General features: G+C 67.9%; 16 protein-coding genes and 2 pseudogenes. 10 read left to right on the top strand and 8 right to left on the bottom strand.

Features of this window, described 5'->3' with window-relative positions; translation table 11 throughout:
* Window positions 1–431: 431 nt before the first annotated feature.
* Window positions 432–1622 (bottom strand): spore photoproduct lyase family protein, encoded by a 1191-nt coding sequence (locus tag ACZ4EF_RS13880; RefSeq protein ID WP_467504757.1) that lies wholly within the window; start codon window positions 1620–1622, stop codon window positions 432–434.
* A 592-nt stretch (window positions 1623–2214) separates the two neighbouring features.
* Between ACZ4EF_RS13880 and ACZ4EF_RS13875 the strand changes: the two genes are divergently transcribed.
* From ACZ4EF_RS13875 to ACZ4EF_RS13860, 4 genes are all read left to right on the top strand, one after another.
* A complete protein-coding gene (locus tag ACZ4EF_RS13875; protein WP_467504484.1) occupies window positions 2215–3729 on the top strand; it encodes a cryptochrome/photolyase family protein in 1515 nt (504 codons plus the stop codon).
* 347 nt (window positions 3730–4076) lie between these two features.
* Window positions 4077–4964 carry a hypothetical protein gene (locus tag ACZ4EF_RS13870; protein WP_401305809.1) on the top strand — a complete coding sequence of 296 codons (888 nt, stop codon included), beginning with the start codon at window positions 4077–4079 and terminating at the stop codon, window positions 4962–4964.
* The gene (locus ACZ4EF_RS13865) at window positions 4916–5602 is read left to right on the top strand and encodes a polymorphic toxin-type HINT domain-containing protein (protein WP_467504755.1); all 687 of its coding nucleotides are present in this window, start codon (window positions 4916–4918) and stop codon (window positions 5600–5602) included. The genes ACZ4EF_RS13870 and ACZ4EF_RS13865 overlap by 49 nt, the downstream gene beginning before the upstream one ends.
* A complete protein-coding gene (locus ACZ4EF_RS13860) occupies window positions 5599–5859 on the top strand; it encodes a DUF7660 family protein (protein WP_401309746.1) in 261 nt (86 codons plus the stop codon). The genes ACZ4EF_RS13865 and ACZ4EF_RS13860 overlap by 4 nt, the downstream gene beginning before the upstream one ends.
* Before the next feature lie 108 nt (window positions 5860–5967).
* Here ACZ4EF_RS13860 and ACZ4EF_RS13855 read toward each other — a convergent pair.
* The 4 genes and pseudogenes from ACZ4EF_RS13855 to ACZ4EF_RS13840 form a co-directional block, all read right to left on the bottom strand.
* A pseudogene (locus ACZ4EF_RS13855) lies at window positions 5968–7300 on the bottom strand (tyrosine-type recombinase/integrase).
* Window positions 7300–7485 carry a helix-turn-helix domain-containing protein gene (locus tag ACZ4EF_RS13850; RefSeq protein WP_391041612.1) on the bottom strand — a complete coding sequence of 62 codons (186 nt, stop codon included), beginning with the start codon at window positions 7483–7485 and terminating at the stop codon, window positions 7300–7302. The pseudogene ACZ4EF_RS13855 and the gene ACZ4EF_RS13850 overlap by 1 nt, the downstream one beginning before the upstream one ends.
* The gene (locus ACZ4EF_RS13845) at window positions 7482–8921 is read right to left on the bottom strand and encodes a replication initiator (RefSeq protein WP_467504481.1); all 1440 of its coding nucleotides are present in this window, start codon (window positions 8919–8921) and stop codon (window positions 7482–7484) included. The genes ACZ4EF_RS13850 and ACZ4EF_RS13845 overlap by 4 nt, the downstream gene beginning before the upstream one ends.
* Window positions 8918–9151, bottom strand: a complete 234-nt coding sequence (locus ACZ4EF_RS13840; RefSeq protein WP_467347925.1) for a hypothetical protein — start codon at window positions 9149–9151, stop codon at window positions 8918–8920. Before ACZ4EF_RS13840 ends, ACZ4EF_RS13845 begins: the two co-directional genes overlap by 4 nt.
* A gap of 351 nt (window positions 9152–9502) precedes the next feature.
* On the opposite strand from ACZ4EF_RS13840, the gene ACZ4EF_RS13835 reads away from it, so the two are divergent.
* Window positions 9503–9889 (top strand): winged helix-turn-helix domain-containing protein, encoded by a 387-nt coding sequence (locus tag ACZ4EF_RS13835; protein ID WP_391041609.1) that lies wholly within the window; start codon window positions 9503–9505, stop codon window positions 9887–9889.
* Between the two features lie 1073 nt (window positions 9890–10962).
* Window positions 10963–11715 carry a hypothetical protein gene (locus ACZ4EF_RS13830; RefSeq protein ID WP_467504478.1) on the top strand — a complete coding sequence of 251 codons (753 nt, stop codon included), beginning with the start codon at window positions 10963–10965 and terminating at the stop codon, window positions 11713–11715.
* On the opposite strand, the gene ACZ4EF_RS13825 is transcribed toward ACZ4EF_RS13830, so the two are convergent.
* Window positions 11706–11978, bottom strand: a complete 273-nt coding sequence (locus ACZ4EF_RS13825) for a hypothetical protein (protein WP_401717340.1) — start codon at window positions 11976–11978, stop codon at window positions 11706–11708. The genes ACZ4EF_RS13830 and ACZ4EF_RS13825 overlap by 10 nt on opposite strands.
* A 588-nt stretch (window positions 11979–12566) precedes the next feature.
* Between ACZ4EF_RS13825 and ACZ4EF_RS13820 the strand changes: the two genes are divergently transcribed.
* The 4 genes from ACZ4EF_RS13820 to ACZ4EF_RS13805 all read left to right on the top strand — a co-directional run bounded on the left by ACZ4EF_RS13820 (window position 12567) and on the right by ACZ4EF_RS13805 (window position 23424).
* On the top strand, window positions 12567–17201 hold the full coding sequence (locus ACZ4EF_RS13820) for a DUF6531 domain-containing protein (protein WP_467504476.1): 4635 nt from the start codon (window positions 12567–12569) through the stop codon (window positions 17199–17201).
* Between the two features lie 77 nt (window positions 17202–17278).
* Window positions 17279–17686 (top strand): hypothetical protein, encoded by a 408-nt coding sequence (locus tag ACZ4EF_RS13815; RefSeq protein ID WP_467504474.1) that lies wholly within the window; start codon window positions 17279–17281, stop codon window positions 17684–17686.
* Between the two features lie 531 nt (window positions 17687–18217).
* The gene (locus ACZ4EF_RS13810; RefSeq protein WP_467504472.1) at window positions 18218–22864 is read left to right on the top strand and encodes a ricin-type beta-trefoil lectin domain protein; all 4647 of its coding nucleotides are present in this window, start codon (window positions 18218–18220) and stop codon (window positions 22862–22864) included.
* A 92-nt stretch (window positions 22865–22956) separates the two neighbouring features.
* On the top strand, window positions 22957–23424 hold the full coding sequence (locus ACZ4EF_RS13805; protein WP_467347939.1) for a hypothetical protein: 468 nt from the start codon (window positions 22957–22959) through the stop codon (window positions 23422–23424).
* Between the two features lie 298 nt (window positions 23425–23722).
* Here ACZ4EF_RS13805 and ACZ4EF_RS13800 read toward each other — a convergent pair whose 3' ends face one another.
* Window positions 23723–23974: an N-acetyltransferase gene (locus tag ACZ4EF_RS13800; protein WP_467504470.1), complete on the bottom strand. Its 252-nt coding sequence runs from the start codon at window positions 23972–23974 to the stop codon at window positions 23723–23725.
* 254 nt (window positions 23975–24228) lie between these two features.
* Window positions 24229–24663 (bottom strand): annotated as a pseudogene (locus ACZ4EF_RS13795) (hypothetical protein); the annotation flags it as partial.

Genomic DNA, 24663 nt, shown 5'->3' with positions numbered 1-24663 from the left:
CTGGGACGGTACGTACGCGACTGGCCGAGCAGATCGTCTCCACCGGCTACGGCTACGGCTACGGCGATGGCTCCGGCGACGGGACGGTCGCCGTCACGACCTGGGACGCCCTGCCCGGCAGTCATCGACCGGTCGGCCAGACCGAGCGTGTTCAGGGACTCGACGGCGCGGCGCGGCTGCGCGGCACCGGTGAGCCCTGGCCGCTGGAAATGCGTCGCGCTCACGCACGCCGGGTCACCGATCACGTATGGCTGCACGTCCTCGACGACGCGGCCACCGAAGAGGCACGCTCGACTACATGCCGACTGACTACCAGCGGGAGGCCGCCGCTGCGGCCGTCGCCGAATGGAGCGCCCGCGAATGCGGCTTTCCGCCCCCAACCGTCGAAGTGACCTTCCACCGGGAGGGACCGGCGGCGGAGGGGTCGGCCTTCAGAACGCGTATCTGACCCGTAGCCAAGGGGCGTGCGTCGCGATCAGCTCCCGGAGCCGGACGACGGCGCCATGCTTGACGTCGCGCGCGTAGCGGACATTGAGCGCGCCGTTCTCCGAGCGTTTGACCTCCTGGGCGTCCGGCTGCCACAGGAGGTCCTCCGCGCGCGGGTGCCAGCCGAGGTTGACCTCGTGCAACTGCTGGTTGTGGGTCAGCAGGATGACCTCGGCGGCAGCCTGCCGCTTCACCCGGACGGGCAGGACATCGTCGAGGTTGGCGAGCAGATCGGCCCAGTCCCGCTGCCAGCCGGGCCGCAGTACGACCGGTGAGAGGTTGAAGTGGACCTCGTAGCCCGCGTCGAGGAAGTCCGCGGCCGCGGCGACGCGTTCCGCGACCGGGCTGGTGCGGATGTCCAACAGGCGCGAGTCGCGTTCGGGCATCAGCGAGAAACGCACCCGGGTACGGCCCCGCGGGTCCAGCGCCAGGAGGTCGGGGTTGACGAACTTCGTGGCGAATGACGCCTTGGCGGTGGGCAGGGCGCGGAAAGCGGCGATGAAGTCGGCGGTGTTGTCGCAGACCAGGGCATCGACCGAGCAGTCGCCGTTCTCGCCGATGTCGTAGACCCACGAGTGGGCGTCGCACTGGTTCGGCTCCCGCTTGGGGCCCTGCGTCCGCACATGTCGCCGGACGTGGGCGATGATCGCCTCGACGTTGGTGAACAGCGTGATCGGGTTGGAGTATCCCTTGCGGCGCGGTACGTAGCAGTAGGCGCAGGCCATCGCGCACCCGTTGGAGGCGCCGGGGGCGATCCAGTCGGCCGATCTGCCGTTGGGGCGCGTCTCCAGGGTGCGCTTCACGCCCAGGACGAGTGTCTCTGTCTTGACGCGCACCCAGCGGGAGACGTTTCCCTCGTTGCCGTGCAGGGCGGGGATGCGCCAGTGGCCCGCCACCTCGGTGACGGGGACGCCGGGGAGCCGCGCCATGATCTGCCGGCCACGCGGGGAGGCGAGCGCGGCCGGCTCGGCGTACACCTGCCGTACGTCCAGCATTCGTCGGGCCTGCGGGCTGTCCCGGAATCCGCCGTCGTCGGGCGGGGCGGCGGACGGTGTGTCCTCCCACCCGAAGAGGGTCTGCTGCTCGGGAGCGCCGGGAGCGCCGGGAGCGTCGGCCGTATCGGGCCGGTGCGGCAGGTCCGGCCGGTGGTGGGACGAGTCGGCCGGGGGCTGTGGCACGGCGCTCCTCCTGCCCTCGGCCTGATCCGTATCCGTGTCCGTATCCGCGTCGGCCGTTCGAACGGTACGCGCGGGGGCCCGCGCCGCATGTGGTCGGCGGCGCGTCCGGCGGACATCGCGGCGGACATCGCGGCGGACGGACACGTCCGAGCCTACGGGCCCGAGTCCAGGGGCGGTCGTCAGGGCCGAGCCCGGCGGGGCGGTGAGGAGCGACCCGGTGGCGTACGTCTTGGCCCTCCGGAGTCCGGTCGCGCCGGAGTGTCGGCGCGCAGGACCCGCGCGGAGGCTGGCAGCATCGGCCGAAGGGACGGTCCGTGCGTAGGCGCGGCCCCATTGACCCGAGCTCGCTGTCGTAGGAACCGGCCGGGCGTACGAAGGTTCCGCGCCCGTCGGCTCGGCGTCGGTCCGGCGTGGAGCATCGACCCGCCGCGGGAAGCGCAGACCCGTGGAGCACCGACCTGTGGAGCACCGACCCGCCGCGGGAAGCGCAGCCCCCGTGGAGCACCGACCCGCCGCGCGGAGCACCCGGGCGCCGCGAGAGGAGACCCCCATGGAACCGCGACCGCACTGGCTGTTCGGCGACCAGCTCGGCCCCCACTTCCTCGATCCCCGGCACGGCGGCCCCGACGCACAGGCGCCGGTGATCATGATCGAGGCCCGTTCGGTGCTGCGCCGCCGCCGGTTCCACCGCGCCAAGGCGCATCTGGTGCTGTCCGCGATGCGGCACCGCGCGGCCGAACTGGGCGACCGGGTGACGTACGTACGCGCCGAGACGTATACGGAGGCGCTGGCCGAGGTGCCGGGCGGCGGCGGGGACCGGCTCACGGTCTGCCACCCCACCTCGCGCGCCGCGCTGGCCCTGGTCACGTCGCTGGAGCGGGTGGACGTGCTGCCCGCGAAGGGCTTCCTGGTGCCTCGGGCCGAATTCGCGGAGTGGGCCGGACGCCGAGACGGTCGCAGCCTGCGGATGGAGGGCTTCTACCGCTGGGTGCGCGAGCGGCACGACCTCCTCATGGACGGGGACGGGCCGGCGGGCGGCCGGTGGAATCTCGACCACGACAACCGTGAGCCGCCGCCGCGCGGCCGGGACACCCTGACGGTGGCCGGTCCCTCGCGGCCGGAGGAGGACGAGATCGATGACGAGGTCCGCCACGACCTCGACCGGTGGGAGCGCGACGGCCAGGTGTCCTTCGTCGGACGCGACAGCCCCCGGCTCTTCCCCGCCACCCGCCGCGAAGCCCTGTCGGCGCTGCGCCGCTTTCTCACGCACCGGCTGCCGGACTTCGGACGGTACGAGGACGCCATGCTGGCCGCCGATCCGGTGATGAGCCACAGCCTGCTGTCCGCACCGCTCAACCTCGGACTCCTCGACCCGGCCGAGTGCGTCGAGCGGGCCGAGGCCGCGTACCGCGCGGGTGACGCGCCGCTCAACAGCGTCGAGGGCTTCGTCCGGCAGATCGCCGGCTGGCGGGAGTACGTATGGCAGCTGTACTGGCACTTCGGCGAGGACTACCGGCACCGCAACGCGCTGCGCCACCACGCCCCGCTCCCCGACTGGTTCCTCGAACTGGACGCCGACGCCGTCACCGCCAACTGCCTGTCCACCGTCCTCGCCCAGGTCCGGGACACCGGCTGGACCCACCACATCCCCCGGCTCATGGTGCTCGGCAGCCGCGCCCTCCAGGACGGCTGGGATCCGGCGGCCGTCACCGACTGGTTCCACCGCTGCTTCGTCGACGGCTACGACTGGGTCATGCTGCCCAATGTCGTCGGCATGTCGCAGTACGCCGACGGCGGCCTGATGACCACCAAGCCGTACACCTCCGGCGGCGCGTACCTCCACAAGATGAGCGACCTGTGCGGGCCGTGCGCCTACCGTCCCACCGACCGCGTGGGCGACCACGCCTGCCCCTACAGCACCGGCTACTGGGCCTTCCTCCACCGCCACCGGGCCCGGCTGTCCGCCAATCACCGCACGGCCCGCGCCGTCCAGGGCCTCGACCGCCTCAAAGACCTTCCCGAACTCCTGGACCAAGCCGCCGCCCGCGGCCCCCAGGCGCCGTGACTCCTCCGCCCCCCTCCGACTCCTCCACCCCCTCCGGCGGCTCGACGGACCCGACACCTCACGTGCGGCAGGTCCGCCCCGGACAGCCAGGACCGCGGTGATGCCGATGAGAGCGGCGCCCGGTCCGGCGAGCACGGTGGAGAGGGCACCGCCGACGGACCGTACCGTCTGGCCGCCACGCGCGAGGTGCGCGGTTTCCCAGGCCCGTCGCCAAGCGCGCCGGCCCCCTTCCGCTGTGGATCGGCCCCGGCGGACACGACAGCCGAAACGGCAAGCGAGCGGCGACCGGCACCTGCTCCGCGGCCGACCGAGCGGACTCCGCGGCACCGGTCTCTGTCGGTGTACGGGTGCTGCCCCGCAGCGACGCCGAGGCCGCGGGCGTCAACGGCGTTCTGCTCTCCCTGACCTGGTATTACGACGACGGACCGCTGACGCTCGCCAACGAGCGGACCTGGAACCAGTTCCGCGGCTTCCAGGGCATGAAGGTCACCACCGGCAACGCGCCCGACCCGGTGACCGAGAGCGACTACACGTACTTCCGCGGCATGGACGGTGACACCCTGCCGAACAAGGGCACCCGCTCGGCCACGATCACCGACTCGCGCGGCGACCCCGCGGTCACCGATCTCGACCAGTACGCCGGCATGGCGTACGAAACCGTCCAGTATGACGGCGCCGGCAGCGGCAAGGTGATCACCGACACCGTCACCGACCCGTGGACCTCGGCCTCCCGGGCGACCCACAGCCTGGGCGACACGCTGCCCGCCCAGAACTCCTATCTCACCGGTCAGAGCAGGGAACGCGTCTACACCCCCTACTCCGACGGCCGAACCGGCGAGACCGAGACCGACTACACCCACGACTCGTACGGCCGGGTCACCAGGACCGACGACCTCGGTGACGTGACCACGGCGGCCGACGACCAGTGCGCCACCACGACATACGCCGACAGCACCAGTGCCTGGATCCTCGACGCCCCGGACGAGAACACCACCGTCGCCGTCAAGTGCGCCACGACGCCCGTCCTCCCACGCGACGCCGTCTCCGACACCCGTACCTACTACGACGGTTCAACCGCCTTCGGCACGGCGCCGACGGCGGGCTCCGTGACGATGAAGCAGAACGCCGCCTCGTACAGCGGCTCCACGCCGTCGTTCGTCACCATGTCCAGCAGCACCGTCGACGAATACGGCCGGACGCTGAAACGACCACGGACCACGACTTCACGGCCCTGACGATCGCGCCGTCGAAGCCGGCGGCCGCGGCGAAGTCGGCATCGGGGGCGGCCCGGAAGACCGCGGCGGTTGCCGTCCTCACCACCACCTGGCACCACCCCTTCTGGAACGTCACCACCTCCCAGTGGACCGACGCCTCCCACCTCACCCCCGGCACCCACCTCCGCCAGTCGGACGGCACCACCGCCGTCGTCACCGCGGTCCGCAATTACCACACGACGGCAGTGACGTACGACCTCACGGTCGCGAACCTGCACTCGTACTATGTACTCGCCGGTAGCACGCCGGTGCTGGTGCACAATTGCAACGGGACAATCGACCCGAGCTTGGTGAGGTTTTCGCAGGATACTGTCAGCCCACGTTTCGGCAGTGGAGAGACGATTGAGCAGACGGCGGCCGGTCTGCGATCTGGATATATCAAGCCAGAAGATCTTCCCACGGTGAGACTTCAGTACAAGGATGGAAATCTCTTCTCGTTGGACAATCGGCGGCTCGTTGCATTTCAGAAGGCTGGGATTCAGATGCCGTTCCGGATGGCGACTCCCGAAGAAATCGCAGGGGAGGCGTGGAAGTTCACCACTAAAAATGACGGGGCGTCGATCTTGATTCAGCACTTCGACCCAGTGGAGTGGCCGTGAACTGGCCGGACCCAGCATTGAACGTAATCAACACGCGCGAGGATCTCGCCAAATACCTGCAAGGGCTGGCAATCCTTCTGCGCGATGGAAAATTGGAACTGCAGAATCCATCCACCTCGGACTTTGTGGACGCCTCCGCGCGTTGGACTAAATCGATGGACGGATTCTTTAAGAATGTCATCGGCGAGCCGGTTCCTGAGGTGCCCGACTGGGCGTTGATTGCAGCAATCTTTCGTGCGGCAGTCGTGTACGAGTAGAACGCGTTCGAGACTGTCAAGATAGTACTGAGCGGAATTGCAGCGGCCCCACTGGTTTTTTCCAGTGGGGCCGCTGAGGGTCTCTGACGGCAGTAGTTGACGGCAACGTCAGCGGACGGGTGCTGCACAAGTGGGTGGTTCGTCGCTGTCGTCGCATCCAGCGGCGGGCTGGGCGGGGTGGCGGAGGGCGTTGCCGAGGAGGTCGATGGCGTCGCGCTGGAGGCGGAGCCGGACGTGGGCGTATACCGTGGCGGTCACCCCGATGTGGGCATGACCGAGGAGCTCCTTGATCACGACGAGTTCGACGCCCTGCTCCAGGAGGAGGGTGGCTGCTGAGTGTCGGAGGTCGTGGAACCTGATGCGTCGCAGGGCGGCTCGGCGAAGGAGGGCGTTGAAGTGGCGGGTGAGGGTGGTGCCCTCGATCGGGCTGCCGTCGGGCCGGGTGAAGACGTAGCCGCTCGCCTTCCAGCCCGCCCCTGCCGCTTCGCGCTCCTGGCGCTGCCGGTCGCGGTGCTATTCGAGGGAGTGCAGGCATTCGGTGGGTAGGGCGATGCGCCGTTCCGAGCTCTGGGTCTTGGTCGGCAGTGCGGTCAGGCCGCCGGAGTTGGTGCGCTGCAAGGTGCGGCGGATGCTGGCGGTTCCGCCAGCAAGGTCGAGGTCTTCCCAGCGCAGGCCGAGGAGTTCGCCCTTGCGCAGTCCGGTGCGCAGGGCGAGTTCGAACAGTGCGCTGAGTCGGTGTCCGTCGACGGCGGCGAGGAACGCTCGGGCTTCCTCTGTGGTGAGGGGTTCGAAGCGGCGGGGTCGGGGTGTGCCCATGCGGACGTTGCGGGCGACGTTGCGGGGGATCTCCTCTTCGCGGACGGCGTGCTCCAGGGCGGACTTGAGCACGGAGTGCAGGTAGGCCAGCGTCAGCGGGGAGAGCCGCTTGCGGCAGCAGGTCCCGGCCGCGCAGCACTGGGGCTGGTCGCGGGCGGTGTCCAGGCCGCGTGTGCAGCACTGGCAGGTGGTGCGGAGGTGGTCGAGCCAGGTGCGGACGTCCTTGGCGGTGAGCTTGGCGAGCTTCCTCCTGCCGATACCGGGGATGACGTACAGGCGCACGCAGGCGGTGTAGCGGGTGTGGGTGTTTCTCCCGGAGCCGGTGGACCGCGACGGTCTCCAGCCAGTAGGTGAGGAACGCCGCTACGCTGCCCTGCGCCGAGGGGGCGGCGATGCCGCGGTTGCTGGTGGCGACCTTCTCCGTCAGCAGAGCCAGCGCCTCCTTCCTCGTGCTCCCGTAGACGTGGATGCGCTTGCGGGTGTCGCCTGCGGCGAGGACGTATCCGGCGGCTTCCCAGCGGCCGTCCTTGCGCTGGTAGACGGTGCCGTCGCCGTTAGCGCGGACCCTGCGCGAGCCGGTGCCGGTGCCGGTGCTGCTGGTGGTGTTGGTGTTGGGGTTGGTCATCAGGCTGCCTGTTCGAGTTGGTGGTGGACGAGGGCGTCAAGGGCGTGGGTGGGGATGCGGCGGGCGCGGCCGATGGTGAGGGAGGCGAGCTGGCGGGTGCGGATGAGGTCGTAGACGGTGGAGCGGCTGATCTTCAGGCGCGCCATGACCTCGGGCACAGTGAGGAGCTCGGCGTCGGCGGTCACCCGGTCACCGCACTCCGGACAGGGGCGGTCAGCGGGGCGCCGGAGTGACCGGCCCGGTCACCGGGGCGTCGCGCCTGCCGGGGGCGGGCAGCTTGCTCAGGTGGGGGCTTCGGGGCAGCGCCCAGGAGGTCGGCGAGGTGGGCGAGTTCGGGCAGGAGGCCGCTGCCGGTGTACTGCCAGTGCGAGATCACCAGGGTGGTGTCCGTGCCGGCGCGTCGCCCGCTCTGCGCGTGGTGACCGCTGGGGTGACCGGCGTCGGGGTCGGTGTGACCGGCGGTCAGGTCAGCGCGGTCACTGCGCTGGTCAGTGACCGGCCCGCCCTCACCTGCCCGCTCCTGGGCATCGTTTTGGCGGGTGCGCCAGGCGCTGCGATCGGCTCGGAGCTGGGTGAGAGTGGTGGAGTAGTGGCGGGTGCGGGTGGAGAAGTGGCCTCGGAATCCGAGCATGTGGGCCCACTGCCGCAGGCGCAGGTGGGCATGCCGGAGCTGGGCTCCGAGGTGCCAGGCGGTGTGGATCATGCGGCGCGCATGGTCGGTGAGGTCGTGCTGGGCGAGTTCGGCCAGGAACCGCAGTTGGCGGTCGAGGGTGCCGGTGGTGGTCTCGGCTCCCTTGGTCGCGTACTTGGCGATATAGGCGGCGACGTGCCGGTCGGTGGGGGTTCCGTCGCCGGTGAAGTCGGTACTGCGGATCGCCCGGACGTCGATCTGCTGCCCGAATCGGAACACCGAAGGCTCCGAACCCTGTGCCAGGTCGGCCCTCCCTGCCTGGGAGGGCCGTTGAGGCTGAACGCGGCTGCGCTTTGCGGCGGCGCGGACGGCGTGGTCGAGGAGCCCGGTGGTGGCCCAGGCGGGTGGGGTGCTGGTGGGGCCGGTGGGTCCGTCGATGCGGATGACGGTGTGGAAGTGGATCTGGCCGCGCTTCTGGTACTCGGCGACCTTGGCGTAGGACAGGGTCGCGTGGTGGCGCAGGGTGCGCTGGGTGAGTCCGGCGGCGTGGGCGATCTCGCGCCGGAGGTGGGTGGTGAAGCGGGCCCACAGGGCGGGGGCGTGGGCGTTCCACAGCACCGCCCCGGTGTAGTCGTACCGCTGCGGGTCTAGCGGCGTGCCGAGCAGCGGGTCGCCGTCGGTGTGCCGGGTGCCGCAGGTGCACGGGGACGCGCCGGGTTGGTTGTGGACGGGGCCGAAGCCGGGGGCGGTGAGGGTGGCGAAGACGCGTGGGTGGGTGGAGACGGTGGCCGGGACGGCCTTGCCGCCGCGTAGTCCGGCGGCGATGAGCTGGTAGGTGTCGTAGCGGTAGACGTGCGAACAGGAGGGGCAGCGGGTGGCGCGGCGGTTGCCGCAGCGCAGCAGGAGTTCCCCGGCTGGGAGGCGGCGAGTGTCGAGGTGGTCGAGGATCTGGCCGGTGGCGGTGTCCATGCGGGTGCGGTGACCGGTCATCCGGATCGGGCGTGCGCAGCCGCCCAGTGAGCCGATCTGCCGGGCCAGGGTGCGAGGTGTCCGGCGGCGGCGAGCTTGGCCAGCCTGGCGGTCAGCCGCGCCCGGCGTTCCAGCGCCGAGTTCCTGTTCGCTGACGTGTCGGGGCTGGTGGTGCGCGCCGGTGCGGCGAACGCCGTGCTGGCGGGAGTGAAGGTGGTTGCGGGGGTGGGGAGTTGGAGCTGTGCGGGCATGGGGACAGACCTCCGGCAGGAGTCGGGAGAAGAGGAGAGGCGATTGAGGGGCGACCCGGGTGGTCGGCGCACGTGGGCGCGGTGCGCGTTATGGCGGGCGCGGATGGTGGGCCGGGGACGTCTGGCCTGGTCAGCGGTGCTGTTCTGCGGCGGTGCGTGAAGGTAGCATCGCTTCACGCGCGCATTCAAGTACATCCCTCCTCATCTGTTTCGGTGGTCGGTGGGGACGCGGGTACTGTGGCCCCGATCTTCCGTTTTGGACGGGCCGGATTTCGGTGGTAGTGGCGCAGAGAGGGCGGGTGACCTGCGGTGACAGTGGGGCGGCGCGGGCGTAGACCGGCTGGCGGCACGGTGTTGCTGACGTTCGAGGTCATCGCCGAGGCCCTGCGGGAGCGGATCCGCTCCGGGGAGCTGAAGCCCGGGGACGCGCTGCCGACGCAGGCCGTGTTGATGGCGGAGTACGGGGCCTCCAGCCTGTCCGTGCAGAAGGCCATGGCCCTGCTGAAGCAGGACGGCTACGCGATCTCCCGCCCTGGCAAGGGAGCCTTCGTCGCCCACCCCGACGACGGCATCGACGGCGACTCAGGTGACGGGGAGGCGGGGAGCACGCCCGTCGGCGGGACGGCGGCGCGCGTCGAGGCACTGGAGCTGGCACTGGCCGAGACGATTGATCAGCTCACCGCCCTGCGTGCCCGCGTCGAAGCCCTTGAAGCGGGCGGCACCGAGCGAGGCTGCTGATCTGTCGGCCGCAGGACGTGCCAGGGGCCGGGGTGCGTCCAGATTTTCTCTACGAGGTTCAAGGCGGGCCCTGTCCGCCGGAGCTCGCCGACCGTCGCCGACCGACTCGTCACTGGGCAAGCACCCGACGCCCGACGCGGGGTGTCGGCGGAGACCGGGCCCGCGCCGAGGGTGTGGTCCCGACCGATGCCCGCAGGCAGCAAGTTGTGGCGTAAGGACTCCTTGCCCCGTGGCGGAGCAAGTTGTCGCCTGCGACCGTCCTACGGCCGGATCGCAGACAGAGGGCCAGCCAGGGGGCCGACCCTCACGTCCGTCGCCGCGGTCACCGAGGGCGGTGGCCGAGGCTGCCTCCAGCGGGGAGCGAAGCCCCCGACAACCCGCCGTCGCCCGACCCCTCCGCCCCGGGTTGCCCGACCATCGGGGCGCGAGGCAAGCCGTTCGCCCAACGGGGGCCTCGACGGCCAAGCCGCCGAGGCCCCCGGATCACGTGACTGGTCTACACCGCCGACGGCAGGAGTGACGGCAACAACCACGAACAACCCCGGCCGACCCCGTACCCCAGCGAGACACCGAAAGTCGCTCTACCTGCGAAAACGCAGGTAGAGAGGGGTCGCATAGCACTCGTACTATGTGCTGGCGGGGGCCACACCAGTCCTGGTCCACAACTGCGACGTAGAGATCACTCAGGAGCAATCGGATACCCTTTCCGTCGGACCCCATGCGAGCGTCGAAGGAATTTCTACGACGGAACCGGACCCCTTGCCCCAAGAAATTCGAGACGCAGTTCAAGATGATGTCTGCCACACCTGCGGCGATACGCAGCCCGGTGCCGGTCCGGTGAAGATTGGCGATCACCAGCCGCCTGTCAGTGTCAGTCCCGTCGGCTTCAGCTACCGCGTTTTCAGTCATTGCTCTGTGTGCAGCGGAATCCAGAGCAGGGCGGTGCAAGTTCTGGCTCGCATCGGAAGAAACCACCAGATCTACGAACCGAAGGGGAACTACGAAGAGTTGATGGAGCTTGCGCGTTCACGCGTTTCGGGTGGATAGGCGGAGGAATTGACTGGGAGAAGAATATGAAAATCGGCGAAATCGAGGTGGTCCTGAATCATGGCCTTCTGGTGATTGGGTCAGGCGAGGATCCGGAGTTCGACCTATTGGTGGACTCTCCTCCGGTGAGTGATCAAAGGCATGTCATGGTCGCTACTCGTGCTCAGATCGCACCGGTGAGGGTAGGAGTGTGGCGTGGGACTTCACCAGTCGCACCCCGACCGGTCTTCACCGGTCGGCTGCTCCTCGCTACCGGATATCTGACGTTCAGAGAGAGCTCGGAACAGCCGTTTTTCGCATGGCCGGCCGTGAGTTCGGGGTCCTCGACCCTGGTGTCGGTCGGTACCGACGCGTGGGACGCGGCAACGGACGTGACGGTCGTCATCGATCCGAGCCAGGAGAGCTGGCCGGACCTGAGAAGTCGAGAGGGATTCGTGGCTTCATCAGCCGAGGTTTCCTCCATTTCGCAGATCGACCGGGTACTTGACGGGCATAATTACCCGGAGGAGCGCCTCGCGGCGGCGTTGAGGATTCTGTCCATGGCATCTTCGGAAGACGTCTCGGCGGCGCGTATTCGATATGGAGTTGAATCCGTCAAAGAATGGATGAAGTGGCTGCACCCGGCCATTTCCGCGAACTCCTTCGGCGGGGTTCCGGAGATCATTGAAGACACCGTCACCGGGACGAAAAGCGTGGAGGCGGGCGCGCGAGCTGTCATGATGAGTATTTCGACCGCCATCGGTATTACCATTGATGAGCTGGTTTTGGCTCACCGGTAGGGGCAACTCGCCGATTTGAAGTCGGCCGCTGCGTGGTCGATTGGAGAACGTCCCGTTTGGCGCTCTCGAAGAGCGGGATCGAAGACTATGCTGCCGTTCCAATCGATGACCCCAAGCGAGCCTCCCGCGTTGACCTGGTGCTCGACGGAGGCGGCGACGAAATCGAGATCGGCACCGTGGCGGAGTTGCCGATTCCTCGGATCGGCGGTGTCACGGGTACCGTCGATCCCGATGCTGCGCTTCATCTGATGTTGAGCGAGCACGACCTCCCCCTTCACCGACTGGCCAACGCTCTCGATCTCATGCTCAGAGAGTCGGTGAGCAGTTTGAGCGGTGCGTCACCTCGAGCGGGAGCGCTGAGGTCCGCACGCCTTACCCGACTCGTCCAATGGCTGCATGGGCAAGCTCCATGGGCTTCGCCCAGCACCCTTCTTAATGTCAGGACTTCGACAGAAGAACGGATCGTACGGGCCGGCCGGAGAAGCCTTGGAGATTTCGATGCCGCCGACACCGCGACCGAGATCATCCGGTTTCTCCAACAAGACCGCTTCCGACCCATCGTGCCAGAATTTGGACCTGGGGCCCTATCAATGGAACGGATGACGGGAATCGAACCCGCGCTCTGAGGGAGCGATCTCGAACATGGCCCAGTTCGGTGCGAAGGGGATGTGTGGCGATCGCTGTTCGCGAGAACGGTTGAGATGTTGCGGGTCCGGTCCGCATGGGACCAGATCGTAGGCGGGTTGCTCACGTACCTCTGCTGTCACAGACATCGGGTGGAACAATGGCTGTTCGCCGAGGCTGACGATGGGGGTGCTGGCGGGGTGACGGGGCGTCCGACGGATTGGGATGTGCTGGATCTGGACCGGGATCCGGTGCCGGGTGATCCGTTCGAGGTGAGGGAACTCGCGCGGAAGCTGGGGGATTTCGCCGATGATGTCGCCTCGGCGCTGCGGTCGGTGCGGGGTCTGAGCGGTGACACCGTCGTCCAGGAGTGGGCGGGGCTTTCGGGTGACGCGTACCGGCAGCAGTTCGGGGATCTGCCGGGTGAGCTGGACAAGCTGGAGCGGTCCTACCGCCTGGCGTCGGGGGCTCTGGATGATTACTGGCCGAAGCTGGAGACGGCGCAGGGTGACGCGGACCGGGCGCTGGCGCAGGGGCGCACCGCCCGCCAGGAGCTGGACACTGCGCAAAGCCAGTTGACGAACGCTGATGCGTGGGTGAAGCGGGCGCAGGACAAGTCGAAGTCCTACCAGGAGGATCCGAAGCCGGACGTGCCGCCGCCGTCGGCGGAGGAGGTGCGTGCGGCGGCCCGTAATGCCACGGACGCTAACAGCGCCCACACCACCGCCTCCACCGCCGTCCACAGCGCGCAGGCGAAGCTCGACGCGGCCAAGCAGCTGGCCGCCGACGCGGCCCAGTTGCGGGACGATGCCGCCTCGACGGCGCAGCACGCGCTGCACGAAGCGAGCGACGCGGGGATCAGGAACAAGCACTGGTGGGAGAAGGCGGTCGACTGGGTCGCGGACCACTGGGACGACATCATCGCGGTCTGCAAGGTGATCGTCGCGGTGCTGGGCATTGTCGTGCTGATCATCGGCGGCCCGCTGGCGTGGCTGGTCCTGGCCGCCGCTGTCCTGGTCCTGGCCGATACCGTCATGAAGTACCTACAAGGCAAAGCCAGCCTCTGGGATGTCCTGTTCGCGGCCCTGGACTGCATCCCGATGTTCAAGGGCCTCACCACCGCCGGCGGCCTCCTCAAAATGGCCCGCGAACTCCCCGCCCTCCTCAAATCCGGCAAGGCCCTGGAGAACATCGCCAACAGCATCCGCAAAGGCGGCGCCGCCCTGCGGGACATGCGCGAGACCGCAGTCCGCATGTTCAGGCGCTTCAGGTGCGGCGATCCGATCGACATCGCGACCGGCGAAATGGTCATGTCCGCGGTGGACATGCAGTTGCCCGGAGTTCTTCCGCTGGTGCTGGAACGGCACCATGTGTCGTCCTATCGTGCGGGCCGTTGGTTCGGCACGTCGTGGGCTTCCGGCCTGGATCAGCGTCTCGTCCTGGACGATCAGGGAGCGCAGTACACATCCGAGGACGGAATGGTCCTCTATTACCCGATTCCGAACCCGGATTGGGACGTCTTCCCGGCCGAGGGGCCTCGCTGGCCTCTGCGTTGGGACGGTGTTCCGGGCGGGGAGATGCGCATCACGCGCCCGGGTCAGGGCCAGATCCTTGGCTTCCGGGCGCTGCCGGGCGGCCCCCCGGCGGAACTCGCGCTCACGTCCGTCGCGGACCGCAATGGGAACGTCATCGATGTCCTCCACACGGCGGAAGGCGTCCCCCACGAGATCCGGCACAGCGCTGGCTATCGCGTCGGTCTGACGACGCAGGACCGGCGAATAACCGAGCTCAGGCTGCTGAGCGACGCCGACCGGCCGGTTGTGCTCCGCTATGGATACGACGAGCGTGGCGACCTCACCGAGATCATCGACTCCTCCACTCTGCCGTTCCGCCTGAGCTACGACGACCATCATCGTGTCACCGGCTGGGAGGACCGCGGCGGCACGCGGTACCGGTACGAGTACGACACGGAAGGCCGCTGTGTCCGTACGGCCGGCTCGGAAAACGTCCTCGCCTACGACTACGCCTACGACACCGCGAACCGCACCACACGCGTCACCGATTCGCTCGGGCACACCACGACGTACGAGTTCAACGAGCTGGGCCAGCTCGTCCGTACGACCGATCCCCTCGGCAACGCCACCGTCCGGACGTGGGACCGCCGGGACAATCTGCTGTCCCGCACCGACGCTCTGGGCCGCAGCACCGGCTACGCCCACGACGAGGCCGGCCGCCTGACCCGCTTCACCCGCCCCGACGGCGCCGTCACCACGGTCAGGTACAGCCCGCTGGGGCTGCCGGAGACGGTCACGCTGCCTGACGGCGCCGAGTGGCGCCACGAATACGACGAGCGCGGCAATCTGATCCGTACGGTCGACCCGCTGGGCGCTGTCACCGGACGCGACTACGACACGCGCGGTCGGCTCGTCCGGATCACCGACGCCCTGGGGGGCGTTCGCGAGATGACGCCGAACGGCGCGGGCCTGCCGACGGCCACCACCGACGTCGACGGCGCGGTGACAGGCTACAGCTACGACGCGTTCGGCCGGATCATCGGGATCGTCGACGCCCTCGGCGCGGAATCGACGCTCAACTGGACGCCGGAAGGCAAGCTTCGCGGCCGGACCCGTCCCGACGGGACGACGGAAGAGTGGATTCACGACGCCGACGGCAATCTCGTCCGGCACACCGATCCGCAGGGGACTGTGACGCGCTTCGACGTCGGGTCCTTCGACCGTCTGATGACGAAGACCCTCGCCGACGGCACGACCCTGCGTTTCGCCTACGACACCGAACTGCGGCTGACCTCGGTCACAAACGCCACCGGCCGGCAGTGGACCTACGACTACGATCCGCGCGGTGTACTCCGCGGCGAAACGGACTTCAACGGCCGGACGGTCCGGTACGTCCACGATGCCGCGGGCCAGCTCGTCGAGCGGATCAACGGCGCCGGTGAGGCTACGCGTTACGTCAGGGATGCCGCCGGACGCGCCGTCGAGTGGCACGACGGCGACAGCGTCACGTACATGGAGTACGACCCGATCGACCGGCTCACTCGCGCCGTCAACGCGGACACGGAACTGCTGCTCGAACACGACGCCCTTGGACGGGCGGTTCGGCAGACCGTCAACGGCCGCACGCTGACCAACACGTACGACCGGCTCGGCCGTCGGACCGAGCGCCGCACCCCGAGCGGCGCGGTGAGCACGTGGGAGTGGGACACGGGGATGCGTCCCACGGCCCTGCGCGCCTCCGGCCGGCACATAACGTTCGGATACGACGTGGGCGGCGTGGAGACCGAACGGGTCCTCGACGGCGGCCTGGTGAGGATCCGGCAGGAGTGGGACAGCAACCGTCGCCTCGCCTCCCTGACTGTGAGCCGCGGGGGCTCGTCGGACGGGCCGGGGACGCCGGCCGCCCGGCGTACGTACGCATACGGGGCGGACGACCACGTCATCGGCGTCACGGACGCGGCGGGCGGACGCGGATTCACCCTCGACGCGATGGGCCGGGTCACCGCGGTGTCCGCCGAGAGCTGGACCGAGCGATACGCGTACGACGCGCTGGGCAACGTCGTGGTCGGTCAGTGGGACACCGGGCGGCTCGGGGACAGCAGCCCGAACGGTGCCGCGGAAGCCTCCGCCGTGACCGGCGACCGTGTGTACGACGGCACGCTGATCAGGCGCGCGGGCCGGACCTCGTACGCGCACGACGCGCAGGGCCGGGTGATCCGCCGCGTGCGCAGGACGCTCTCGGGGACCACGACCGCCTGGCGGTTCCTCTGGAACGCCGAGGACCGGCTCGTCGAGGTGCGCACGCCCGACGGGATCCGCTGGAGGTATCTGTACGACCCCCTGGGGCGCCGTACGGCGAAGCTCGGGATCGGCGAGGACGGCACGGTCGTCAGCAGGACTGACTTCGTCTGGGACGGTATGCAGCTGGCCGAGCAGATCGTCTCCACCGCCACCGCCTCCGGCTCTGGCTCTGGCTCCGGCTCTGGCTCTGGCTCCGGCGATCGTGACGCCGACGGCACGGTCGCCGTCACGACCTGGGACGCCCTGCCCGGCAGTCATCAACCGGTCTGCCAGACCGAGCGGGTTCTGACCGCCGACTCGCCGCAGAGCGACATCGACGCACGTTTCTACGCGATCATCACCGATCTGGTCGGTTCACCGACCGAATTGGTCGACCCGGACGGCGATGTGGTCTGGCGGGCCCGCGGCACGCTCTACGGCGTCCGCCCGCCCGACGCCGCCGACGGTGTCCAGTGCCCGTTGCGCTTCCCCGGCCAGTACTTCGACGCGGAGACGGGCCTCCATTACAACGTCTTCCGCTACTACGACCCGGAAGTCGGCGGTTACTTCAGCCCGGATCCGCTCGGGCTCGATCCCGGACCCAACCATTACGCGTACGTGCCGAATCCCCTGTCATGGTGCGATCCCCTGGGGCTGAAATGCCTGGAGTTCTTCTCCGTCCAGGGACTCGACGACGCGGCGCGGCTGCGCGGCACGGGTGAGCCCTGGCCGCTGGAAATGCATCGCGCTCACTTCGGTCCGGGCGTCTACTCCTGGGGGTCGCGTGCCGAAGCGGAGAAGTACCTGGCGCTCAAACTCCGGAGGTCGGAGAACGCCGATCTCGAACTCATGCGGTTTACCATCCACGAGAAGGACTTCGCCAAGCTCAAGAAGGTCGACATCTCACAGATGACCGACGACGAGGCGCAGGCGTTCCTCGACCGCTACAGCCTGATGTCCGACACCGGGAAAACGGACCACGGGCTGGAGTACATCACCCGGCCGACCGGCATGGGCCCCGAGCACTTCTTCGACAAATCCGTCTTCGGCCACCTCACATTCGACTAGGGGCCGACCGCCTTGACGAGCTGCGACCAGCCGTGTGACCAGTCATGACCAGCACATCCGACAAGCCTGGAGTTCCGTTGAGTCCCAGCCCCTTCGTCTACCGCAAGATCCTCGGTCCCTGGGCGCTGTACGCCGAACTCTCCGCCGCCGTCTCGACGCCGCCGACGCCGCCCGACGGCGCACGCCGGGTCACCGATCACGTGTGGCTGCACGTCCTCGACGACGCGGCCACCGAAGAGGACGTGACCCAGCTTGAGTTCGGCCTCCGTCAGGTGGCCGCGCAAATCGAGGGCTCACACCAGAGCGACCTCGCCGTCATCGAGGTCAACACGCTCGACTACATGCCGACCGACTACCAGCCGGAGGCCGCCGCCGCGGCCGTCGCCGAATGGAGCGCCCGCGAATTCGGCTTTCCGCCCCCGGCCGTCGAAGTGACCTTCGACCGCGCCACCGGCTACACCCTCACCTGGCCGCCCGCCCACTGAAAACACCCTGCGGATCACTTCGGCGCCCCCCGCCATGACGTCGCCTCCGGACACGCTTCTGGGGCGCAATTGACGCAGTGGCCGACGACGGAGCGCGTCGCGGTCGAGCGCGCTCACGAGGCGTTGCTGGCATTCGGAGTGAGCGATGGTCGGCCCATGTGGGAGGTCGCCGACCTCATCGAGGGAATCGCACATGCAATGGGCGGCCTGGGACAGCGGCTTGTTCATCAGGGCGCGCTACGCGGTCCGGGGTCGGACGTGGAATGAAGGACAACGAGAAAAAGCCCCGGGCGGTAAACCCGGGGCTTTGGTAATGGAGCGGATGACGGGAATCGAACCCGCGCTCTGAGCTTGGGAATCACAGGGGCGCGGTCGGCGAAGCTGCAGGTCGCGACCTATCGGCGGGCGGGCGGTTGCTTGTCGGGTGTGCGGAGCCTGACCGTGGTTGGCCGAGCCGTACCTGTGCGTCTGGCGCGATGTGGTGCGCGGCTCGACCAGAGCGGCACCTCGGCTGTCGGCCGGATCTCGGCCGTGCGTAGTTCCACCGGATACAACGGCAGTACCGAGAACTGGCAGACGGACATGGCGACGGTGTACGACGGCGCCGGCCGCGCCGTCGATGCGCTCGACATCACCGGCCAGGACACTCATACCGACTTCACACCGGCCTGGACCTCCGCAGGCGGAAACACCAACGCCGTCGGCATCACCACCTACAACGCGCAACGGTGGAAGGAGGTCTCCACACTCGATCCGCTGCGCGGTGTGCCGACCGAGGACATCGACGCCAACAACCGCGTCACGGACATCAGTTACGACGCACTTGGCCGACGCACTGCGGTCTGGCTACCAGGCCGTGACAAGGACGGCGGACAGAGCGCGGACATGACGTTCGCCTACTCGATCAACCCGGGCGCGGTGGCCGCCCCGGGGGGCACGATCACCTCTCCGGGTGCCCCGTCCACGGTGACCACGAAAACGCTGCGCGAGGACGGCACCTACGCAACGTCCATCGCGATCTACGACGGGATGCTCCAGTCCCGCCAGACGCAGAGCACCGCTGCCGGAGACAGCAACTCCGGCCGGATCATCTCCGACACCTTCTACGACTCCCACGGCTGGCCGACGGTGTCGTACGCCCCGTACTCCGAACCCACCGCGGTCCCCGGCACCACACTGTGGGCCGCCAACGAGAACGAAGTCCCTTCGGAGACCACCACCGAATACGACGGCGAAGGCCGCGCGGTCACCAGCACGCTGTGGCACCAGGCCGTCCAGCAGTGGCACACCACCACCACCTATCGCGGTGCTGACGAGACCGACACCACCGCACCCGTGGGCGGCCGCACCGCAGCCAGCTTCACCAACGCGCTGGGGCAGATCACCAGCAACGTGGTGAAGAACACCGGTGCGACCGTCACTCTCGCCCCCGGCCAGACCATCCCGTCCGGCACCTCGCTCACCTCCGACAGCGTACGGCTGACGATGCAAGCGGACGGAAACCTGGTCCTCAGCGCATTGGCCACCGGGACGACCATCTGGTCCAGCGGCACGAGCGGCAACCCCGGCGCCTTCGCTCAGTTCGGCACTGACGGAAACCTCGTCGTCCGCACCACGGCGGGCACGTCCAAGTGGTCCACCGGTCTCACCGCCACCACTGGCGCAACTTTCCAGGTGCGCAACGACTCCACTGCGGCCGTCGTCTCCAGCGCAGGCGGCACGCTCTGGCACCAGGGAACCGCGGACGCCGTCCGGGCTGCCGACGCCACCACCCGCTACACCTACACACCCGACGGCCAGGTCGAGTCCGTCAAGGACACCGCCGGCAACACCTGGTCCTACGGATACGACTTCCTTGGCCGCCCGACGACCCAGACCGACCCCAACATCGGGCAGAGCAGTCTCGACAAATACGACATCGCCGGAAATCTGTTGCAAAGCACGGATTCCCGCGGCCAGGTCATGTCGTACAGCTACGACTGGGACAACCGCGTCACAGCCGAGTACAGCGGCGCCTGGTCGGCCACGCCCGACGCCACGAAGGAACAGGCGTCCTGGGTCTACGACACGCTGGCCAAGGGGTACCCGACCTCCGCTACCCGCTACCTCAACGGTGCCACGGGGACGACGAGCAAGGCGTACACCCAGGCTGTGACCGGCTACAACGCCGCCTATCAGCCGTCAGGTTCCACGGTGACCGTGCCCGCCGCGGACGGGTTTGCCGCCGCCGGGCAGAGCCAGCCTCCCGCGAGCGGCACTGTCACGTACAGCACCACCAACGCGTACACGCCGACCGTCGGTCTGCTGTCGACCGTTAAATACCAGGCAGACGGCAAGCTCCCGGCCGAGGACATCGACTTCGGATATACGCAGCAGGGAAACCTCGACGGCATCGGCGGGTTCATCAGCAGTTCCAACACGCCGTCCTACCTCGACACCGCGGTCCACGACCCGTTCGGGCGAGTGCTGCAGACCAACTACGGCCCCACCGGCAAGGAATTGGCGACCTTTGCCCAGTACGACGTCACCACCGGCCGCACCACACAGACATCAACGATGGTGCAGACCTCAGTCACCGCCCTTGACGTCGTCGACTACCGCTACGACCAGTCGGGTCAGCTCACCGCTGCCGACGACCTGCAGAACAACACCACGCACGACACCCAGTGCTTCAGCTACGACTCGTTCCAGCGGCTGACCGCTGCTTGGACCGACACCGCGGGAATCACGAACCCGAGCAGCGCCCCGGTCGGCAGCGTCGGCCGCTGCAACACCGCTTCCGTGGAGACGAGTACCACCACACCCGTCAAGACGACGACCGTCGGCGGCCCGGCACCGTACTGGCAGAGCTACAGCTACGACCTGCTCGGCGACCGTACGGGCATGGTCGACCACGACTCCACCGGCAACGCAGCCGGCGACTCCACTCAAGCCACCTCCTACACCGGCGCCAACGGCACGACCAGCGTGGCATTGCCCGACCAGGCGGGCGCCACCACTACGACAAACCCGACCACCGGCACCGCGACCTCGACGCCCGCGTACACCGACCCGACGCACGGCGGTGTCAACGCGGGCGACACGACCAATCGCAAGGTGGCCTCGACCGGACCGCTGATCAGCGGATTCGCCCTGAGCGGCGGCGGCAGGAAATGCGTCGAGGACGCCGCGTCCTCCACCACGCCCGGCGCCAAGGTACAGATCAACACCTGCGGTACCACCAACGCCCAGAAGTTGTCGGTCGGCACCGACGGCACCATCCGGGTGATGGGTCTGTGCCTGGACACCACCGGTAACGCCACCACGTCGGGCACAAAGATCGTCATCGACACCTGCTCTACAGATGTCACCCAGAAGTGGAAGATCACCAGTGCCAACACGGTTGTCAGCGCAGCTGCCACCACGATGTGCCTCACCGACCCGGCGGCCAGTGCCACCAACGCCACCCAGCTGACGCTGGCGGCCTGCGGAAGCAGTGGACAGACCTGGACCAACGCCGCGGTCGGAGCCGTGTCCGCCGGCCAGACGCAGACCTTCACCTATGACGCCGAGGGTCGTACGGCGAGCGTAGCCACCGGTAACGGAGCACACACCAACACGAGCAAGTACCTCTACGACGCTGACGGCAGCCTGCTGGAGCAGACCGCGGCAGTCGACAGCACCGACACCACCCGGGTCCTCTACCTCTTCGGTGGCACCGAGCAGATCACCCTGAACGTCGCCAACAGCACACTGACCGGCCTGCGCAACATCACCGGACCTGACGGCACCACCGTCACCCGTTCCAGCACCGGCACGGTCACCTACCAGGTCGCCACCGTTCAGGGCACCGCCACCACCGCCGTCGACGCCACCACACTGGCGGTCACCCGCCGTTTCTACGACCCCTACGGCAATCCGCGCGGCGCCAAGCCGACGACGTGGGTGGCTCCGGACGAGAATCGCGGCTTCCTGGGACAACCCACGGACGCGGCCACCGGACTCGACCTGCTCGGCGCCCGCAACTACGACTCCGCTCAGGGCCGTTTCCTGACAGCGGACCCGCTCTTCCAGGCGGGCGACCCCAACCAGATGGGCGGCTACGCCTACGCCGCCGACAACCCGGCCAGTGGTTCCGACCCCACCGGATACGACGACTGGTACAACGACCCGTCGATGAACACGTGCGCCATCGATTGCGGCCCGCCCCCCGGCAATCCTGACGCGGGTAGCACCTCCACCTCCTCCACCACCTCCAGCGGGAGCACTTCGAGTACTGGCAAGAAGAGCGGTGGTGGCGGTTGCCACAGCTTCTGGAGCTGTGCAGGCCACGTCGTTGAGAAGGCCGCACCATACGTGGCCGTGGCCACGGTCGCAGTTGTCGCAGTGACGGCTGTCGGGGTTTGTACCGGGGAGTCTCTCGGTGTTGCTGGACCAGCTTGTGCTGAGGCCGGAACCGCAGCGGTCGTTTCCTCATGTGCCGCCCTCATGGGCGACTGCGGCCCCGGTGTGGGAGGCGACCCCACCAGCGAGGACTCCGGCGAGGATTCAGGCGCGGCCAAGTCCGCGGAGACCGACGGCGGCAAGGCCAAAACGCCCACGGCCGGCACGAAGGCCTTCGAGGACGCAGCTGGTGATGGCCACCCGGCCCCCGCCGACAACTGGGAAGCGGACCCCGCCCAGAACAGGGCCGTAGCCGAGCCGAGCGATCCGGCTACGGGCACTGAAAAGCCCAGCCCACGGGGAACCACCTCACGCGGACCGCGCGGCGCGAAGTCTCGTCCCGCGTACCTGCACAAGGAAGCAGCCCCCGCAGACTGGTCACCGGCCGAGCGAACCGACCGAGGTGATAATCTCGCCCGTTCCGCGGCCGTCGACAACCGCGTCTCGAAACTCGCCACTCGATCGTATGTCTCGGGTTATCACACCGAGACTGACGAGATGGCAGTTGCCTCGTCCGGTCCGGATGTCTTGGGCTGCGAAGCCACCTATTGCGCAGAAGGGAATGTGGTCCGCGCACTGGGCGGGGACTGGACGAAGGTGCGTCTTGGCATCGCCTACACAACGAAGGCTGTGACAGGGTCGGATCCCAGAGAATATGAGCCGGCTGCGAAGAGCGTCTGCATAAAGTGTCAACTTGATTATCCACCCAGTGCCTTCGGTCCGGGTGTCGAGGGCGAGCCGGGTGGAGTATGGTGATGTGGCCTTGAGTAAATAGTAAAGTAAACAGGAAAGTGAGTCGGGTGCTCCAGTACGGCTTGCTCCCATCCTAGTTCGAGGAGCTGAATTAATTGAGTCTTGCGCGAAGAGAACTAGGTCGGCAGGACTGGGATGCGGTGGAGTGTGGTTGCGGAGAATCGGCGGTACATCTGATCGCGCTGCTGGAATCCGCGATCGACGGGAACCCGGGTGTGCTGCGCGCTTTGGACGGGCATGTATTCATCCAGTCGATCCTGATGCCCCCTGCGCCTGCGGTGTGCACGGTTGTCATGGCGATGTTCGCCGACGGGCTGCCGCCGGCCCAGGTGGAAGAAGCCACATGGGCTGTTCTCGGGTTTGCTGCCGGAGAGGAAGATGGCGATTCGATCGAGTCGGGCTACTATTGGCGCTGCTTTGAGACTATTCGCGATGGTCTTTTGTTGCTGTATCAGGAGTTTTTGAGGGAGCACAGTTACGAAACCAGTGGATATCTCGATGACATTCTTGAGATTATGGAATGGGACGCCTCGCGTCTAGCGCACTATCGAAGCCGGCCTTGAATATCTACCATCGGTCGTCCTTGACCGCGCGTTCCCAGAATCGGTCTTGACAAAAAAAGCCCCGGGTCTTCGACCCGGGGCTTTGGTAATGGAGCGGATGACGGGAATCGAACCCGCGCTCTGAGCTTGGGAATCACAGGGGCCTTGTTGGGGTTGGTGCTGGTCAGGGGCCTGGTGGGTCATTGGGGGTCCCTTGAGCGCTGTCTGTACTGACCGTGGCAGTCCGCGTCTTACCGCTGCACGTGGTGCGGATGTGGTGCGCGGGGCCGTATGGAGCTGTTCCTGGACGGGCTGTTCGCTACGGGATTCGTTCGAGGTGGGGTTTCGGCATTCCTCGACGCCCATCCCGGATGTGCTGACAGGTTGGCGCGAGGACCGTGAAGGCCGCACCGGTTTCGCGGGTCATCACGGGGAAGAACTGCTGGGCCATGGGTGATTGCCCCGATGTTGTCCAGCGATAGCTTTCGCAGCCGCGCATCGCCCTGCGGATCAGGCGTCGACCGATCCCCTGGCGCTGTCTGTCGTCCGCTATGGAGATCTTGGCGATCACGCCTCGACGGCACTCATGGCACGTGCGCCAGTACAGGACCGCGAAATCGTTTCCGCCTCGCGTGCAGACCCGCAGGATTTGGTGATCACCGTTGCCGTCGTTCGGGTAGTACAACCAGAGGTCAGTTGTGAGCGGGTGCCGTCGCTTGAGCCATGCCCATTTGCCGGTCGCTGAGACCCTCGGGTGACATCTGCCTGTCCTCCTACGTGGTCCGCTTCCGGTGCACGATGAGGCCCGATCGTGTTCCCTGGACGTTATCTACCCCGCGGGGGAGGAGTGTGTCCGGGCGGCTGCGAAGGCTGTTGGCCCAGTGCCTCCGGGGAAGTCTGAACTGCGCCGCGGGCAGCGTTCGGTGAGCGGAGGTTGGCGGCCCTCGTGCGGGCGTCGGAGCGGTCCTCCGCGTCGGTGAGCGCACTCTGCCACGTGGCGAATACCTGGCGGATCGCGGCGGCCTGCGCGCCGTCGAGTCCGTAGGCGGCGAATTGCTTGTCGGTGTAGCGCTGGACGCGCGCGAGGGAGTCGGCGAACATACGCCGGTCGAATCCGGCGTCGTTCTGCGCGGCGAGTTCCATCAGCCGGTCGGGGGTGTAGCCGGTACTACAGGGGGCTTCGAGAGCCCGCTGTCGTCGCTGCCGGTAGTGGATGCGCTTTGCGATGGTTTGGTAGGTTCTGCGCCATAGCGACTGGGC

The sequence above is a fragment of the Streptomyces sp. NPDC025721 genome (assembly GCF_055558595.1).
This window is presented reverse-complemented; position numbering and strand designations above follow the sequence as displayed.

Bases quoted from the DNA above. Each gene is read 5' to 3' on its own strand.
- ACZ4EF_RS13845 (WP_467504481.1), bottom strand. From the start codon at position 8,921: ATGACCGGTCACCGCACCCGCATGGACACCGCCACCGGCCAGATCCTC.
- ACZ4EF_RS13840 (WP_467347925.1), bottom strand. From the start codon at position 9,151: ATGCCCGCACAGCTCCAACTCCCCACCCCCGCAACCACCTTCACTCCC.
- ACZ4EF_RS13830 (WP_467504478.1), top strand. From the start codon at position 10,963: ATGAAAATCGGCGAAATCGAGGTGGTCCTGAATCATGGCCTTCTGGTG.
- ACZ4EF_RS13875 (WP_467504484.1), top strand. From the start codon at position 2,215: ATGGAACCGCGACCGCACTGGCTGTTCGGCGACCAGCTCGGCCCCCAC.